The following is a 15,146-nucleotide window of genomic DNA, read 5'->3' on the forward strand; positions in this document are numbered from 1 at the left end:
GGGATGTGGTGCGTGGAGCGGGGGGCTTGCGAGGGGCGGTCCGGCGTCCGCGCCCGGGAGGGGCGGCGCGGAGCGGTGGGGACCGGGGGATACGGCCGGGGCGGGGGCCGCGGGACGGTGCCGCGCGGCCCCGCCGGACGGGGAACGGGCCGGGGGCCGTGACGCCGGGGCCGGGGCGGCGCCGGAGGGCCCGGGGCCTTACTTGATGCCGGCCGCCTCGCAGGCCTTCTTGGCGTCGCCGGCGCAGATCTGGCTCGCCTTGTAGACCTTGTCCTTGAGGATCGTGGAGGCGATGTTGTCCTTGGTCACGATCTGCGCGTCGTACAGCTTGGCCGGGATGTCCTTGGTCTCGCCGCTCAGGCTGTCGACCTTGGTATCCGTCAGGGAGTCGATCTTCTCGCCCTTGAGCAGCTTGACGGCGATCTCGGCGGTGGAGTCGGCCTGCGGCTTGATCTGCTTGTAGATCGTGAACGCCTGGTCGCCCTTGAGTATCCGCTGCAGCCCCGCCAGCTCGGCGTCCTGGCCGCCGACCGGGACCTTGACGCCCTTCTGCTTGAGCGCGGTGACGATGCCGCCGGCCATGCCGTCGTTGCCGGAGTAGACGCCCTGGAAGCCGTCCTTGCCGAGCGAGTCGAGGGCGGCGCCCATCTTCCGGTTGGCCTCGTCCGGCGACCAGTCGGGGATGTCCTGCTCGTACGCGATCTTCTTGACCTGCTTGTCGAGGACGCTGTGGGCGCCCTTCTTGAAGAACGGCATGTTCGGGTCGGTCGGCGAGCCGTTGATCATGACGACTTCGCTGTCCTTGGCCTTGTCGCCGAGCGCCTTGACGAGCGCCTCGCCCTGGAGGCGGCCGATCTTCTCGTTGTCGTACGACACATAGGCGGAAATGTCGCCCTCGGCGAGCCGGTCGTAGGCCACGACCTTCACGCCCTTCTTGGCGGCCTGGTTCACCCAGGACTTGGTCGCCTTGTAGTCGACCGCGTCCAGAATGATCACCTTCACGCCCTGGGTGATCAGCGCGTCGAACTGCTTCTTCTGGTTCTCGGTGTCCTGCGAGGCGTTGTTGTACCGCACCTTGCAGTCGCTGCAGAGCGCCCCGATCTTCGACTCGATGAGCGGGCGGTCGAAGGTCTCGTAGCGGGTGGTCTTGTTCTCCGGCAGCAGCAGGCCGATCGTCTTGTTGTCGCCGCCGCCCGCCTTGTCGCCGTCGCCGGCCTTGCCGCAGGCGGCCACGGAGAGGGCCATCGAGACGGCGGCAGTGCCTATGACGACGCGACGCGTCCAAACGTTCATTGAGGTTGCCTCCCTGACGTGGCCGCGTCGTCGCGGCCGAGGTGGCTGGAAGTCAACTCGGCCGCCAGCCGACCGTCAAGGAGTAAATCCTTAACGAGATGACAACGGTGCCATGCGTTAGCTGCGTGAACTCAGCGCGCTCAGGCCAGGGCGGGAGCGTCCGCCGGCAGACCGCCGTCGAGCAGGGTCGCGTCACCCATCTCGCTCAGCACCAGCGCCAGCGCGCCGAGCACCTCCGCCCGGCCCCCGAGGGTGCCCGGGACGATGCCCAACTGCCGGGCCGCGCTGGGGATCGCGTACCGGGAGACCGACTCACGGATCGGCGCGAGCACCAACTCACCGGCCTCGGCGAGATCCCCGCCGAGCACCACCCGGCTGGGATTGAGCAGATTGCACAGGTTCGCCACACCACTGCCGATATGACGCCCGACGTCCGCGATGACCCGGCGGCAGCCCGGGTCGCCCTCGCGGGCCAGCTGGACCACCCGCGCCATGGTCAGGTCGGGCCCGTGGCTCGGCTGCAGCAGCGGGAGGACGTACCGGGCCGCGGTGAAGGTCTCCAGGCAGCCACGGTTGCCGCAGCGGCACACCGGACCGGACTCGTCCAGCGTGATGTGCCCGATCTCGCCCGCCGTGCCCCCCGGCCCGCGGTAGATCTGCCCGCTGATCACCAGCCCGGCGCCGACACCGCTGGCGACCTTGATGTACGCCAGGTCGGTCGCCCCTCGGCCACCGCCCCAGACCAGCTCGCCCAGCGCGCCGAGGTTGGCGTCGTTGTCGACGTGCACCGGCACCCCGAGGCGCCCCGACAGCTCCCGGCCGGGGTTCGTCCCCGTCCAGCCCGGCAGGATCGCCGTGGAGCCGAGCGTCCCGGATTCCACGTCGATGGGACCCGGCACGCCCAGACCGACGCCGACGACCTTGCCGGGGTCGATCCCGGTGGCCGCGATCAGCCGGTTGACCAGCTGTTCCGCCCGGTCGAAGCCCTCGGCGGCGGAGGCGTCCACATCGATCGGCTCGGCCTCCTCGGCAAGCACCTGGTGGGCGAGGTTGCCGACCGCCACCCGCAGATGGGAATGCCCGAAATCGACCCCCACGACAATGCCCGCGTCACCGGAGAGCGAGACGCTGCGCGCCCGCCGCCCGCCCGCCGAGGTCGGGGTCACCTCAACGGTTCCGCCGTCCTTCAACTCGCGAACGATGTTGGAGACGGTGGCCGCGGACAGCCCCGTGCTCCGGGCGATCTCCGCCTGCGTGAGTGAGCCCGCCATACGCACCGCGCGTACGACCCGCTCCAGATTGGCCCGGTGCAGCGAGGACTGCGAGCCCGGAGTCTCCATCGACTCATCCACTCCCGTCTGGGGCCGGGGATGCCCACCAGCCGGAGCCGGGGAGGCACGACCACCGCCCGCCGACCGCACCCACGTCCTCGGGGGGCGGCATCGATTCAACATGTGAACTCTAAGCAGAACGCCCGTCGGGAAGTCTCGTCAAGGCGTTGAGCCCGGCATGATCAGGAAGCGGCTGCTCCGGTCCCGGCCGGAGGCGCGCATCGACGCCGTGTGCCGCCCCGGGACGCGCCACGGAGCGGCACACGAAGGTGGCGCGAATCTTTCGCCGGACCGGCGGTCGCCGAACCGCCGGACCCCAGGAGCACCCGCCGACCGGCGCCCGGCCCACCGCCCTACTTCAGGGCACCGGCCGTCAGACCGGCGACCACCTGCCGCTGGAAGACGATGTACGCGGCGAGCACCGGCAGCATCGCGATCGTCAGCCCCGCGAACAGACCGGACCAGTCCCCCTTGTAGCCCTGACTCACCGCCAGGGCCACCAGCCCCTGCGTCAGCATCTTCTTGTCCGGGTCACCGACGTTGAGCACCGTCGGCAGCAGGTACTGGTTCCACTGCCCGAGGAAGTTGAAGATGCCGACGCTGATCAGGCCGGGCTTGGCCATCGGCAGCATCACCTGGAAGAAGGTACGGGTGTGGGAGGCGCCGTCGATGAGCGCCGCCTCGGCCACCGACGTCGGCAGCGTCCGGAAGAACCCGCTGAGGAAGAAGACGGTGAACGGCAGCGAGTAGGCGATGTAGACCAGGATCAGCCCGTGGTAGGTGTCCAGCAGCGCCATGTTCTTCATGACGAAGAACAGCGGGACCAGCGCCAGGATGACCGGGAAGCCCATCCCGCCCACGAACAGGAAGTACAGGAAGCGGTTGCCGGGGAAGTCGAAGCGGGCCAGGACATAGGCCGCCATCGCGCCCAGCAGCATCGTGCCGATCAGCGAACCACCCACCACGATCAGCGAGTTGAGGAAGTACTGGCCCATGTTCGCCTTGTCCCAGGCGCGTGACCAGTTGTCGAAGTGCAGGGCCGACGGCAGCCCCCACGGCGAGCCGAAGATCTCCGAGTCGTCCTTGAAGGAACTCACCACCGCCCACAGCAGCGGCATGGTGACCAGCAGCCCCCAGATCACCAGGACGCCGTGCGAGAAGACGTTGAGGACCCTGCCCTCACCGCGGTCCCCGCCGGAGCCGGCGCCGTCCGCCCGCCCCTGCCCGCCCCGCTGGCCCGGCAGCCGCGAGGTGCCCGGAGACGGGGTGTGCTCCTTCGTCACCCCCGGGAGGTCCGCGGGGTCTGTCTGCGCACTCATCAGAACTCCAGTCGCTCGCGCCGCCCCAGCCGCATGACGACGGCCGAGAAGACGAGGGTCACGATCAGCAGGGAAACGCCGATGGCGGTCGCATATCCGGCCTGACCGTCCCGGAAGGTCTTCTGGTACACGTACAGCGGAAGGACCTCGGTCGCATAGTCGGGACCGCCCGGACCGACGCTCATGATCTGCACGAAGGCGAACGCCGAGACGTCCAGGGCGAGGATGCCCATATAGATCCAGCCGGTCTGGACGGTGTCCCACAGCAGCGGCAGGGTGATCCGGAAGAACGTGTGGAAACGGTTCGCGCCGTCCAGCAGCGCGGCCTCGTAGAAATCCTTCGGAATGGAACTCATCCCGGCGGAGAACAGCACGACATAGAAGCCGACATTGGCCCACACCATCGCGGCCATCACACACCACAGCGCGAGCTGCGGATCGCCCAGCCAGTCCGGCTGCACCCCGTCCAGCCCGACCGCGTCGAAGAAGGCGTTGAGTGCGCCGCTCTCCGGGTTGTAGGCGAACTGGAAGAGCAGCGCGACGATCGGGACCGAGAGCACCTGCGGGAAGAAGTAGAGGATTTTGTAGGTGCCCGAACCGCGCACCCCGCCGATGACCGCCTTCCTCCGGCGGCGGCCACCGACGTTGAGCATAAAGGCGAAGAAGAGCCCGAGGGAGAGCGTCACCACCGGCAGCAGCAGCAACAACGTGACGCTGTTGGCCACGGCGGACCAGAAGACACCGTCCTGGAACAGGCGCGCATAGTTGTCGAAGCCGACCATCTTCATGTCCGGACTCAGCCCGGTCCAGTCCGTGAAGGAGTAGTAGATGGCCTGCACGAAGGGCGAGATCACGAAGATCGCGTAAATCGCCAGCGGGAGGGCCAAGAACCCCGCGATGAAACGGTACTTACCGTGTTTCATGACTCCCGATCCCGTTCTCTGCCTGCGTCTGCCGCCACCGGTGCCGCATCGAACGTCTCGGTCAGCGCCGGTACTTCTTCACGCTGGAGTCGTCGCGGGTGTCGTCCGCGTACTTCTGGATCTTCTTGATGGCCTCGTCGGGAGTCAGCCGGCCGGCCATCATCTCGCCCACCGCGCCGACCCCGATCCGCTCCTTCTGGAGCGCCACATACCAGTCCTGCAACCGCGGATTGACGATGTTCTCGCCGGCTTTCTGCAGCGCCGCCTGCGCCGAGGCCAGGCCCGGCGGGAGCTTCAGCCCCTCGGTGCCGCCGTTGAGCGAGGTGAGCGAGGAGACCTGCCGGATGAAGTTCTGCGAGGACTTCTTGCTGAGCATGATGCGCAGCAGCTCCATGGCGCCCTCGGCGTTACGGGCCTTCCGCGGCACGATGTAGGGCTCGCCGCCCGAGGCCCAGAGGGTACCGAAGGGCATCTTGTCGGAGTCCGACAGGCTGGAAGGGGCGCCGACCGCGAGATCGAAGTGCGGGTTCTTCTCGATCTGCTGGGCCGACTCGTTCTCCACCCAGGAACCGTTCGGAATGAACAGCGCCTTGCCCTCGGCCCACGCCTTCTGCGACTGGAGGTGGTCCAGTCCGGGCGAGCCCTTGAGGACATAGCCCTTCTTGTACAGCTCGTAATAGGCGTCGAAGGCCGCCTTGACCGCCGGGTCCTTCCAGGCGTCGGGCTCCAGATTGTCGATCTTCCGCAGGACCTCCGCACCACCGATCTTGGCGATGAACGGGTAGAGGCTGAACGGAAGGTAGTAGGGGTACTTGCCCGGGTACGTCCAGCCCGCGACGCCCTTCTTCTTGGCCTTCGCGCACAGGGCCAGCATGTCGTCCCAGGTCTCCGGATACTCCGCGTCCAGCTTCCGGAGATTGCTCCTGGAGTACCAGACGCCGTAGACCGTGTACGCGTAGTAGAGAAGCCAGGTCTCCTTGCCGCCGAACTGACCCATTTCGACGACGCCGGGGCGCAGGGTGTCCCGTACCTTCTTGCCCGGGTCGTCGATCGAGGGGGCGTCGAGGAGCGGGGAGAGGTCGGTCAGCTGGTCCTTGGCGACCAGGGTGCCGAAGTCCATCTGTTCCGCACCGGAGTTGTCGACGAGGTCCGGGGGATTGCCGCCGTTGAAGCGCGGTTGCAGCGTGGACTGGATTTTCTGGGTGGAGGAGAGTTTCACCTTGCCGTCGGCCTTCGGAAAGGCCTTCACATACTCGCCCTGCGCGTCCTTGGCGTACTTGTCACCGAATCCGCCGTCGAAGATGACGACATCGAGCCCGGCCGACTCATTGACCGCGAGTGGATTCCGGTCCGACTTCTTTCCCTTGTCGACCTTGTTGTCGCTGTCGTCGCTGCCGCCGCCGGCACACGCCGACAGCATTCCCATGGCCGGTACGGCGACGATTCCCAGGGCCGCGGCCCGCTTGACCAGATCACGACGGTTGAATGGAGAGGTGAATCCCATGCTCAAGTCCTCGCCTTCTTCAGGACTCAGGCGGTGTACCGGAGCCACCCCGGCACCGCGGGTCAGATGAAGCTGAGTTGTACGGGATGTGCACCGGGCACGCCAGAGAAGTGCGGGGCAGTCATGCGTTCCCGCCTTCCCCCCGGATTCGCGGCCTCGGCCGTGGGGCCGTCGGACGCCGACAGGTATAGTCCACTTCCGGCCGCAGGGGAAGATCGGATGCGCCGTCGGGCGGCAGTCTTTCCCTAGTTGAGACCTCCCCTGTATGCGGGGATTCGTCCAGGGGGCCGCAGACGGGACCGCCGGACGACACGACCGGCGCACCGATCCCCGCGCCACCCTTGACACCAAAGGCCCCACGCACCTTACTTATCTCTGATTGCCTCGGCGCCATGTAACTGACAACGATGTCAATCCCGTTGAGAGGGCTCGCGTGCGGCTCAGACACCGGCACAGTCCATTGCGGGGAACCGCCCGCCCCGTCGCCCTCGTGGTGGCCGCTCTACTCCTCGCCGCCGTACCCGGCCCGGCCCAGGCAGCACCACCCCAACCGCCCCGGGACGCCACGGAGTTCAGCTCCTCGTTCGAGCCGGGCGAACCGCGGCCGGACTGGACCGACACCGTGGAGACCGGCCCCGGCGGAAAACCCCGCACCTCCGGTGTCGACCCGGAGACCACCCCGGGGGCACCCGGCATGACCACCGGGACCGACACCGGCCCCGCCGACTCCCCCACCGCCAAGGCGCACGCCGGCTTCACCGGCGGGCATGCACTGCGTTACGCCGGCACCCACACCGCCCGGGGCCACGGCTACGCGTACAACAAGGTCTTCGATGTCGACGTCCCGGTCACCGCGACCACCTCGCTCTCGTACAAGATCTTCCCCGAGATGGCGAAGAGCGATCCGGACTATCCGGCGACCCATGCCGCCGTCGATCTGGCCTTCACCGACGGGACCTACCTCAGCGAGCTGTCCGCCGTCGACCAGCACGGCGCCCCGCTGACGCCCCGCGGCCAGGCCGCCGCCAAGACGCTCTACGTCAACCAGTGGAACAACCGGGAGGCGCGGATCGGCGCGGTCGCCGCGGGCAAGACCGTCGACCGCATCCTGGTCGGCTATGACGCGCCGTCGGCACCGCGGACCGCCCCGGCCTTCCGCGGCTGGATCGATGACCTCACCCTCGCCCCCAAGGCCCCCGACCAGCCGGCGGCGCACCTCTCCGACTACGCCGTCACCACCCGCGGCACGCTGTCCAGCGGCAGCTTCTCGCGCGGCAACACCTTCCCCGCCACCGCGGTCCCCAACGGCTTCAACTTCTGGACCCCGGTCACCAACGCGGGCTCCGCCGACTGGCTCTACGAGTACGCGCGGAAGAACAACGCCGACAACCTCCCCACCCTCCAGGCGTTCAGCGCCAGCCATGAGCCGAGCCCGTGGATGGGCGACCGGCAGACCTTCCAGGTCATGCCGTCCGTCGCGGCCGGCACCCCGGACGCCTCACGCACCGGCCGGGCACTGCCCTTCCACCACTCCCGCGAGACCGCGAAGCCGCACTACTACGGCGTGACCTTCGACAACGGCCTCAAGACGGAGATCACCCCGACCGACCACGCCGCACTGATGCGCTTCACCTTCCCCGGCGACCGGGCGAGCCTGATCTTCGACAACGTCAATAACAAGGGCGGGCTGAGCCTGGACACCGGGCGCGGCATCGTCACCGGCTTCTCGGACGTCAGGAGCGGGCTGTCCGTGGGCGCCACCCGGCTGTTCGTCTACGGGGTCTTCGACGCCCCGGTCACCGGCGGCGGCAGGCTGGAGGGCGGAGGGGGCAAGGACGTCACCGGTTATCTCCGTTTCCGGCCGGGCGCGGACCGCACGGTGACCATGCGGATCGCGACCTCGCTCATCAGCGTGGACCAGGCGAAGGCGAACCTGACCCGGGAGATCCCCGACGGCGCGGCCTTCGATGAGGTCAGGGACCGGGCTCGGGCGCAGTGGGACGACCTGCTGGGCCGGGTCGAGGTCGAGGGCGCGAGCCGCGATCAGCTCACCACCCTCTACTCCAACCTGTACCGCCTCTACCTCTACCCCAACTCCGGCTTCGAGCAGGTCGGTTCGCGCAGCCGCTACGCCAGCCCGTTCTCGCCGCAGACCGGCCAGGACACCCCGACGCACACCGGCTCGAAGATCGTCGACGGTGAGGTCCACGTCAACAACGGCTTCTGGGACACCTACCGGACCACCTGGCCCGCCTATTCGCTGCTCACCCCGGAACGCGCGGGGAAAATGGTCGACGGCTTCGTCCAGCAGTACAAGGACGGCGGCTGGATCTCCCGCTGGTCCTCACCCGGCTATGCGGACCTGATGACCGGGACGAGTTCCGATGTGGCGTTCGCCGACGCCTACGCCAAGGGGGTGGAATTCGACGCCGAGGCGGCCTATGCCGCGGCCGTGAAGAACGCCACCGTCGCCCCGCCGAACCCCGGGGTCGGCCGCAAGGGCATGACCACCTCTCCCTTCCTCGGCTATACGAGCACCGACACCCGCGAGGGCATGTCCTGGGCGCTGGAGGGCTACCTCAACGACTTCGGTATCTCCCGTATGGGCAAGGCGCTGTACGAGAAGACCAAGAAGCCCCGCTACAAGGAAGAATCGGCCTATTTCCTGGGCCGCGCCCAGAATTACGTCAAGCTCTTCGACCACAAGGTCGGCTTCTTCCAGGGCAAGGACGCCCGGGGCGGCTGGCGGCTGCCGCCGGGCACCTTCGACCCCCGTGTCTGGGGCCACGACTACACCGAGACCAACGCCTGGACCTTCGCCTTCACCGCACCGCAGGACACCCGGGGCCTGGCCAACCTCTACGGCGGCCGCACCGCCCTGGCCAGGAAGCTGGACGCCTACTTCGCCACCCCGGAGACCGCGTCCAAGGAATTCGCCGGCTCCTACGGCCAGGTGATCCATGAGATGACCGAGGCCCGCGACACCCGCATGGGCATGTACGGGCACAGCAATCAGCCCTCCCACCACATCGCCTATGTCTACGACGCGGCGGGGCAGCCCTGGAAGACCCAGGAAAAGGTCCGCGAGGCGATGTCCCGGCTCTATCTCGGCAGCGAGATCGGCCAGGGATACCCGGGCGACGAGGACAACGGCGAGATGTCCGCGTGGTACGTCTTCAGTGCCCTCGGCTTCTATCCGCTGGTGATGGGTCAGGGCGAATACGCGGTGGGTTCCCCTCTGTTCACCAAGGCCACGGTCCACCTGGAGAACGGGCGCGATCTCACCGTCAACGCCCCGCGGAACAACGCGCGCAATGTCTATGTCCAGGGCCTCCGGGTGAACGGCAAGCCCTGGAACTCCACCGCACTGCCGCACCGGCTCCTCGCCCGCGGCGGCACCCTGGACTTCACCATGGGCGACCGCCCGTCCGACTGGGGCACCGGAGCGCAGGCCGCCCCGACGTCGATCACCCGGGACGGCAAGGTCCCCACGCCACCGGCCGATGTGACCGACCCGGCCGCAGGTCCGCTCTTCGACAACACCTCCGCCACCACGGCCGGCCTGACCGGCGCCCCGGTGGACCTCACCCGCCCCACCCGCGTCTCCTCGTACACCCTCACCTCGGCGGACCGGGCCGCGGCACCGAAGGGCTGGACGCTGGAGGGTTCCGCCGACGGGAAGCGGTGGACCCGGCTGGACCACCGCGGCGGTGAGTCCTTCACCTGGGACCGCCAGACCCGCGTGTTCGGCATCGGCCGGCCGGACAGCTACCGGCACTACCGGCTGGTGCCCGACGGCGCCGGCACCCTCGCCGAGATCGAGCTGCTCGGGTAGCCGTGATACGGCAAGCGGACGGGCCGCACCCCCTCGGCCGAGGGAGTGCGGCCCGTCCTGCTGCCGCGGGTGACTTACCTGCGGCTGCGTTTACTTCCGGATCAGCGAGCGCAGCACGTACTGCATGATGCCGCCGTTGCGGTAGTAGTCCGCCTCACCGGGGGTGTCGATACGGACGACCGCGTCGAACTCGACGCCGCTGTCCGTGGCCACCTTGACGGTGCGCGGGGTGGTGCCGTCGTTCAGCTCGGTCACGCCGGTGACGGAGAAGGTCTCCTCGCCGGTCAGGCCGAGGGACTCGGCGGTCTGGCCCTCGGGGAACTGGAGCGGCAGAACGCCCATACCGATCAGGTTCGAGCGGTGGATGCGCTCGTACGACTCGGCGACGACGGCCTTGACGCCGAGCAGCGCGGTGCCCTTGGCCGCCCAGTCGCGGGACGAACCGGAGCCGTACTCCTTGCCGGCCAGGATGACCAGCGGGGTGCCGGCGGCCTGGTAGTTCTGCGAGGCGTCGTAGATGAACGACACCGGGCCGTCGGCCTGGGTGAAGTCGCGGGTGTAGCCGCCCTCGGTGCCCGGCGCGATCTGGTTGCGCAGGCGGATGTTGGCGAAGGTGCCGCGGATCATGACCTCGTGGTTACCACGGCGCGAGCCGTAGGAGTTGAAGTCACGACGCTCGACGCCGTGCTCGGTGAGGTACTGACCGGCCGGGGTGTCGGCCTTGATCGCACCGGCCGGGGAGATGTGGTCGGTGGTGACCGAGTCGCCCAGCTTGGCGAGCACCCGCGCGCCGGCGATGTCGGAGACCGGGGTGGTCTCCATCGTCATGCCCTCGAAGTACGGGGGCTTGCGCACGTAGGTGGACTGCGGGTCCCACTCGAAGGTGTTGCCGGTGGGGATCGGCAGCGCCTGCCACTGGGCGTCGCCCGCGAAGACGTCCTGGTAGGACTTGTTGAACATGTCCTCGCCGATGGCGTTGGCCACGACGTCGTTGACCTCGGCCTCGGTGGGCCAGATGTCCTTCAGGTAGACCGCGTTGCCCTCGGTGTCCGTGCCGAGCGCGTCCTTGGTGATGTCCACCTTCATCGAACCGGCGAGGGCGTACGCGACGACCAGCGGCGGGGACGCCAGGTAGTTCATCTTGACGTCGGGGTTGATCCGGCCCTCGAAGTTACGGTTGCCGGAGAGCACCGAGGTCACGGCCAGATCGTGCTCGTTGACGGCCTTGGAGACCTCCTCCGGCAGCGGGCCGGAGTTACCGATGCAGGTGGTGCAGCCGTAGCCGACGAGGTTGAAGCCGACCTTGTCGAGGTACGGGGTCAGACCGGCCTTGTCGAAGTAGTCGGTGACGACCTTCGAGCCCGGGGCGAGCGTGGTCTTGACCCACGGCTTGCGGGTCAGGCCCTTCTCCACGGCCTTCTTCGCGACCAGCGCGGCGGCGACCATGACGTACGGGTTCGAGGTGTTGGTGCAGGAGGTGATGGCCGCGACCGTCACCGCACCGTGGTCGATCTCGTAGGTCGAGCCGTCGGGGGCGGTGACCGTGGTCGGGCGGCTCGGCACGCCGTTGGTGGCGGCCGGGGCGTCGGAGGCCGGGAAGGACTCCTCGCCCGCCTCGTCGGCGGTCGAGACGTAGTTGAGGACGTCGCGCTCGAACTGCGTGGCGGCCTCGGCCAGCACGATGCGGTCCTGCGGGCGCTTGGGACCGGCGATCGACGGGACGACCGTCGACAGGTCCAGCTCCAGCTTCTCGGAGAAGTCGGGCTCGGCGGCCGGGTCGAGCCAGAGGCCCTGCTCCTTGGCGTACGCCTCGACCAGCGCGACCTGCTGGTCGCTGCGGCCGGTCAGGCGCAGGTAGTTCAGGGTCTCGTCGTCGATCGGGAAGATCGCGGCGGTGGAGCCGAACTCCGGCGACATGTTGCCGATGGTGGCGCGGTTGGCCAGCGAGGTGGCGGCGACGCCCTCGCCGTAGAACTCGACGAACTTGCCGACGACACCGTGCTTGCGCAGCATCTCGGTGATGGTCAGCACCAGGTCGGTGGCGGTGGTGCCGGGCTTGAGCTCACCGGTCAGCTTGAAGCCGACGACGCGCGGGATGAGCATGGAGACCGGCTGGCCGAGCATCGCGGCCTCGGCCTCGATGCCGCCGACGCCCCAGCCCAGCACACCGAGGCCGTTGACCATGGTGGTGTGCGAGTCGGTGCCGACGAGGGTGTCGGGGTAGGCCTGGCCGTTACGGACCATGACCGTACGGGCCAGGTGCTCGATGTTCACCTGGTGGACGATGCCGGTGCCGGGCGGGACGACCTTGAACTCGTCGAAGGCGGTCTGGCCCCAGCGCAGGAACTGGTAGCGCTCCTTGTTGCGGCCGTACTCCAGCTCCACGTTCTGGCCGAAGGCGTCCTTCGTGCCGAACTTGTCGGCGATGACGGAGTGGTCGATGACCAGCTCGGCCGGCGCCAGCGGGTTGATCTTGTCGGCGTCGCCGCCGAGCTCCTTCACGGCCTCACGCATGGTGGCGAGGTCCACGACACAGGGCACACCGGTGAAGTCCTGCATGATCACGCGGGCCGGCGTGAACTGGATCTCCTGGCTGGGCTGGGCCTGCGAGTCCCAGCCTCCGAGCGCCCGGATGTGGTCGGCGGTGATGTTCGCGCCGTCCTCGGTGCGGAGCAGGTTCTCCAGCAGCACCTTCAGGCTGTAGGGAAGACGCGCGGCGCCTTCGACCTTGTCCAGCCGGAAGATCTCGTACGACTCGTCGCCCACCTGCAGCGTGCTGCGGGCGTCGAAGCTGTTCGCCGACACGACAGTCTCCTTCATGCATGAATTCGCGCGTACCACCGCAATGCTGCCGTCACCGTCCTTGCCCCATCCGCTAAGGTGAGCCTAAGTTAGGTATCCCTTACTGGCGCGGCAGCGGTACGCCTCTCGGCAAATATCTCGATGTCGAGATAACTCTAATACATCGCCGCGCCCTGGTCATGCCCCGACCGGGGTGTGCTGTGCCCGCAGCCTGCGATCGTGGTCACGGAAGGCCGCGACCACCGGGTTCGTCCCGCCGGACGTGGAGTGACGCGGATGTCCGGGTTCGGGCCCCAGGAGCGGCCTCCCGGCAGCAGCACGGCCCCGTCGCACCCCTCACTCCCGCACAGGAGGAAAACCGCAGGTCAGGCACTCATGTCACATCCTGTCGGGCTGCACCGTCGTACGTGTGCAAGCACCGACCGGCAAAGGAGAAAATCATGAGTGCCCGATTGGACCTCTTCGGCAGCCCGACCATGGGCAAGGTCTTCCAGCACGTCATCGCGGCAGGCAAGGTGCTGGAGGACTCGGCGCTGCCGGCCACGACGCAGGAGCTGGTGCGGCTCCGCGCCAGCCAGATCAACGGGTGCGGCTTCTGCACCGACATGCACAGCAAGGATGCCGCGGCGGCCGGTGAGACCCCGGTACGCCTCCATCTGGTCGCGGCGTGGCGCGAGGCCACCGTCTTCACCGAGGCCGAGCGGGCCGCCCTGGAGCTGACGGAGCAGGCCACCCGTATCGCGGACGCGGCCGGCGGGGTCACGGACGAGGCCTGGGCGAACGCCGCCAAGCACTACGACGAGGAGCAGCTGGCCGCCCTGGTGTGCGAGATCGCCCTGATCAACGCCTTCAACCGGGCAAACGTCATGATCCAGCAGCCCGCCGGCGACTACCGGCCTGGCCAGTTCGGCTGACCCGGCACACCCGGCCCGCCACCGGGCCGCAGCATCACCCACGCCGGGACCCCGCCGGGGGCCGGCGTGGGTGTGCGCGCGCCGGGCAACAGCCGGACCGTCTCCCTCAGTGCCCGGAATACCGCCGTCCGCCGCCCCAGGTATGTGATGATCACGCCCGTCCACGGCCTTCACAGGACCATCGGAGGAGAGCAGACATGGTGCAGCACCACATACGCCCCACCGGGGCGCCGCCGGTGAACGGATACAGCCATGCGGTGACCTTCACCGGCACCATGGTGGCGGTCGCGGGCCAGGTCCCGGTGGACGGCGAGGGGCGCCTGGTGGGCGCAGGGGACGCCGAGGCTCAGATCCGCCAGGTCTACGCGAACCTGGCCACCGCACTGGAGGCGGCCTCCTGCACCCTGAACGACGTGGTCAAGCTGACGGTGTACCTCACCGACCTGGCCGACCTGCCGGCCTTCCGCCGGGTACGGGACGAGCACCAGGACGCCGGGCACCCGCCGGCCTGCTCGCTGGTCCAGGTCGCCGGCCTGGTGCAGCCCGGCTTCCGGGTCGAGATCGAGGCACTGGCCGCCCGTCCGGCGGAGTCCGTCGACCGGTGAGAGCGCGGACGGGTGAGGGCACCGACCGGTGAGGGAGCCGCTTTCCACGGAAGCCGGCCGTAGCCCCTGCAAACGGCCGCACAGTATGCCGCCCTCTCCCCACTCCTCCTCACCCAGTCACCCCGCTCCGCCAACAGCCTTGCCGGGCATGTCCGGTACGCCCCACGGAACGGTGCGAGGGCACAGCTGCACAGGGCCCGAGGACGACACCGCACGCCCGAACCTCAGCCCTGGCAAGCCGGCCCCTTCCCTGCCTCCCCTACCGCCCCGCGAGCCCCAACCGCACCACCGTCACGATCTCCTCGTCGGAGAGCCCCAGATGGCGGGCCTCGGCGATCAGCCGCTCGGCTGTCTCTCCGACGCGGGCGCGGGCGGGGGCGGCGGCCCCGATGACCACCGCGCCGCGGCCGCGGCGGAGTTCGATCAGCCCCTCCTCCTTGAGGCGCTGATAGCCGCGCAGCACGGTGTGGACGTTCACGCCGAGGGACGCGGCGAGTTCGCGGGCGGCGGGCAGCCGCTCCCCGGTGTCCACCGTGCTGTCGGCGATGGCGCCGCGGACCGAGGCCGCGATCTGGTCGCCGAGCGGGACGGACGACCCGGGGTCGACCCGGAAGAGCACC

Annotated in this window: 10 protein-coding genes; 3 read left to right on the top strand and 7 right to left on the bottom strand. The window is 68.8% G+C overall.

The window, feature by feature from the left end:
- Positions 1-198: 198 nt before the first annotated feature.
- The 5 genes from ACGFN2_RS15325 to ngcE all read right to left on the bottom strand — a co-directional run bounded on the left by ACGFN2_RS15325 (position 199) and on the right by ngcE (position 6,370).
- A complete protein-coding gene (locus ACGFN2_RS15325; RefSeq protein ID WP_362607227.1) occupies positions 199-1,293 on the bottom strand; it encodes a substrate-binding domain-containing protein in 1,095 nt (364 codons plus the stop codon).
- A gap of 140 nt (positions 1,294-1,433) precedes the next feature.
- Positions 1,434-2,633, bottom strand: a complete 1,200-nt coding sequence (locus ACGFN2_RS15330) for an ROK family protein (RefSeq protein WP_393360474.1) — start codon at positions 2,631-2,633, stop codon at positions 1,434-1,436.
- 344 nt (positions 2,634-2,977) lie between these two features.
- Positions 2,978-3,943: a carbohydrate ABC transporter permease gene (locus ACGFN2_RS15335; RefSeq protein WP_362607230.1), complete on the bottom strand. Its 966-nt coding sequence runs from the start codon at positions 3,941-3,943 to the stop codon at positions 2,978-2,980.
- A complete protein-coding gene (locus tag ACGFN2_RS15340) occupies positions 3,943-4,866 on the bottom strand; it encodes a sugar ABC transporter permease (RefSeq protein ID WP_362607232.1) in 924 nt (307 codons plus the stop codon). Before ACGFN2_RS15340 ends, ACGFN2_RS15335 begins: the two co-directional genes overlap by 1 nt.
- 61 nt (positions 4,867-4,927) lie before the next feature.
- Positions 4,928-6,370 carry an N-acetylglucosamine/diacetylchitobiose ABC transporter substrate-binding protein gene (gene ngcE / locus ACGFN2_RS15345; protein WP_393360477.1) on the bottom strand — a complete coding sequence of 481 codons (1,443 nt, stop codon included), beginning with the start codon at positions 6,368-6,370 and terminating at the stop codon, positions 4,928-4,930.
- Positions 6,371-6,803: 433 nt separating this feature from the next.
- On the opposite strand from ngcE, the gene ACGFN2_RS15350 reads away from it, so the two are divergent.
- Positions 6,804-10,205: a GH92 family glycosyl hydrolase gene (locus ACGFN2_RS15350; protein WP_393360479.1), complete on the top strand. Its 3,402-nt coding sequence runs from the start codon at positions 6,804-6,806 to the stop codon at positions 10,203-10,205.
- Positions 10,206-10,295: 90 nt separating this feature from the next.
- Here ACGFN2_RS15350 and acnA read toward each other — a convergent pair whose 3' ends face one another.
- Positions 10,296-13,010 carry an aconitate hydratase AcnA gene (acnA, locus tag ACGFN2_RS15355; protein WP_362607237.1) on the bottom strand — a complete coding sequence of 905 codons (2,715 nt, stop codon included), beginning with the start codon at positions 13,008-13,010 and terminating at the stop codon, positions 10,296-10,298.
- Between the two features lie 437 nt (positions 13,011-13,447).
- On the opposite strand from acnA, the gene ACGFN2_RS15360 reads away from it, so the two are divergent.
- Both ACGFN2_RS15360 and ACGFN2_RS15365 read left to right on the top strand, forming a co-directional pair.
- Positions 13,448-13,921: a carboxymuconolactone decarboxylase family protein gene (locus ACGFN2_RS15360; RefSeq protein ID WP_362607239.1), complete on the top strand. Its 474-nt coding sequence runs from the start codon at positions 13,448-13,450 to the stop codon at positions 13,919-13,921.
- Positions 13,922-14,118: 197 nt separating this feature from the next.
- Positions 14,119-14,526, top strand: coding sequence for a RidA family protein (locus ACGFN2_RS15365; RefSeq protein WP_362607241.1), 408 nt, complete (start codon positions 14,119-14,121; stop codon positions 14,524-14,526).
- Positions 14,527-14,785: 259 nt separating this feature from the next.
- Here ACGFN2_RS15365 and ACGFN2_RS15370 read toward each other — a convergent pair whose 3' ends face one another.
- Positions 14,786-15,145 (bottom strand): GntR family transcriptional regulator, encoded by a 360-nt coding sequence (locus tag ACGFN2_RS15370; RefSeq protein ID WP_393360482.1) that lies wholly within the window; start codon positions 15,143-15,145, stop codon positions 14,786-14,788.
- Position 15,146: the final 1 nt, after the last annotated feature.

The sequence above is a fragment of the Streptomyces sp. NPDC048612 genome, assembly GCF_043199295.1.
In the GTDB taxonomy this organism is placed as follows: Bacteria; Actinomycetota; Actinomycetes; order Streptomycetales; family Streptomycetaceae; genus Streptomyces.

Bases quoted from the DNA above. Each gene is read 5' to 3' on its own strand.
- ACGFN2_RS15325 (WP_362607227.1), bottom strand. From the start codon at position 1,293: ATGAACGTTTGGACGCGTCGCGTCGTCATAGGCACTGCCGCCGTCTCG.
- ACGFN2_RS15330 (WP_393360474.1), bottom strand. From the start codon at position 2,633: ATGGAGACTCCGGGCTCGCAGTCCTCGCTGCACCGGGCCAATCTGGAG.
- ACGFN2_RS15335 (WP_362607230.1), bottom strand. From the start codon at position 3,943: ATGAGTGCGCAGACAGACCCCGCGGACCTCCCGGGGGTGACGAAGGAG.
- ACGFN2_RS15340 (WP_362607232.1), bottom strand. From the start codon at position 4,866: ATGAAACACGGTAAGTACCGTTTCATCGCGGGGTTCTTGGCCCTCCCG.
- ngcE (WP_393360477.1), bottom strand. From the start codon at position 6,370: ATGGGATTCACCTCTCCATTCAACCGTCGTGATCTGGTCAAGCGGGCC.
- ACGFN2_RS15360 (WP_362607239.1), top strand. From the start codon at position 13,448: ATGAGTGCCCGATTGGACCTCTTCGGCAGCCCGACCATGGGCAAGGTC.
- ACGFN2_RS15365 (WP_362607241.1), top strand. From the start codon at position 14,119: ATGGTGCAGCACCACATACGCCCCACCGGGGCGCCGCCGGTGAACGGA.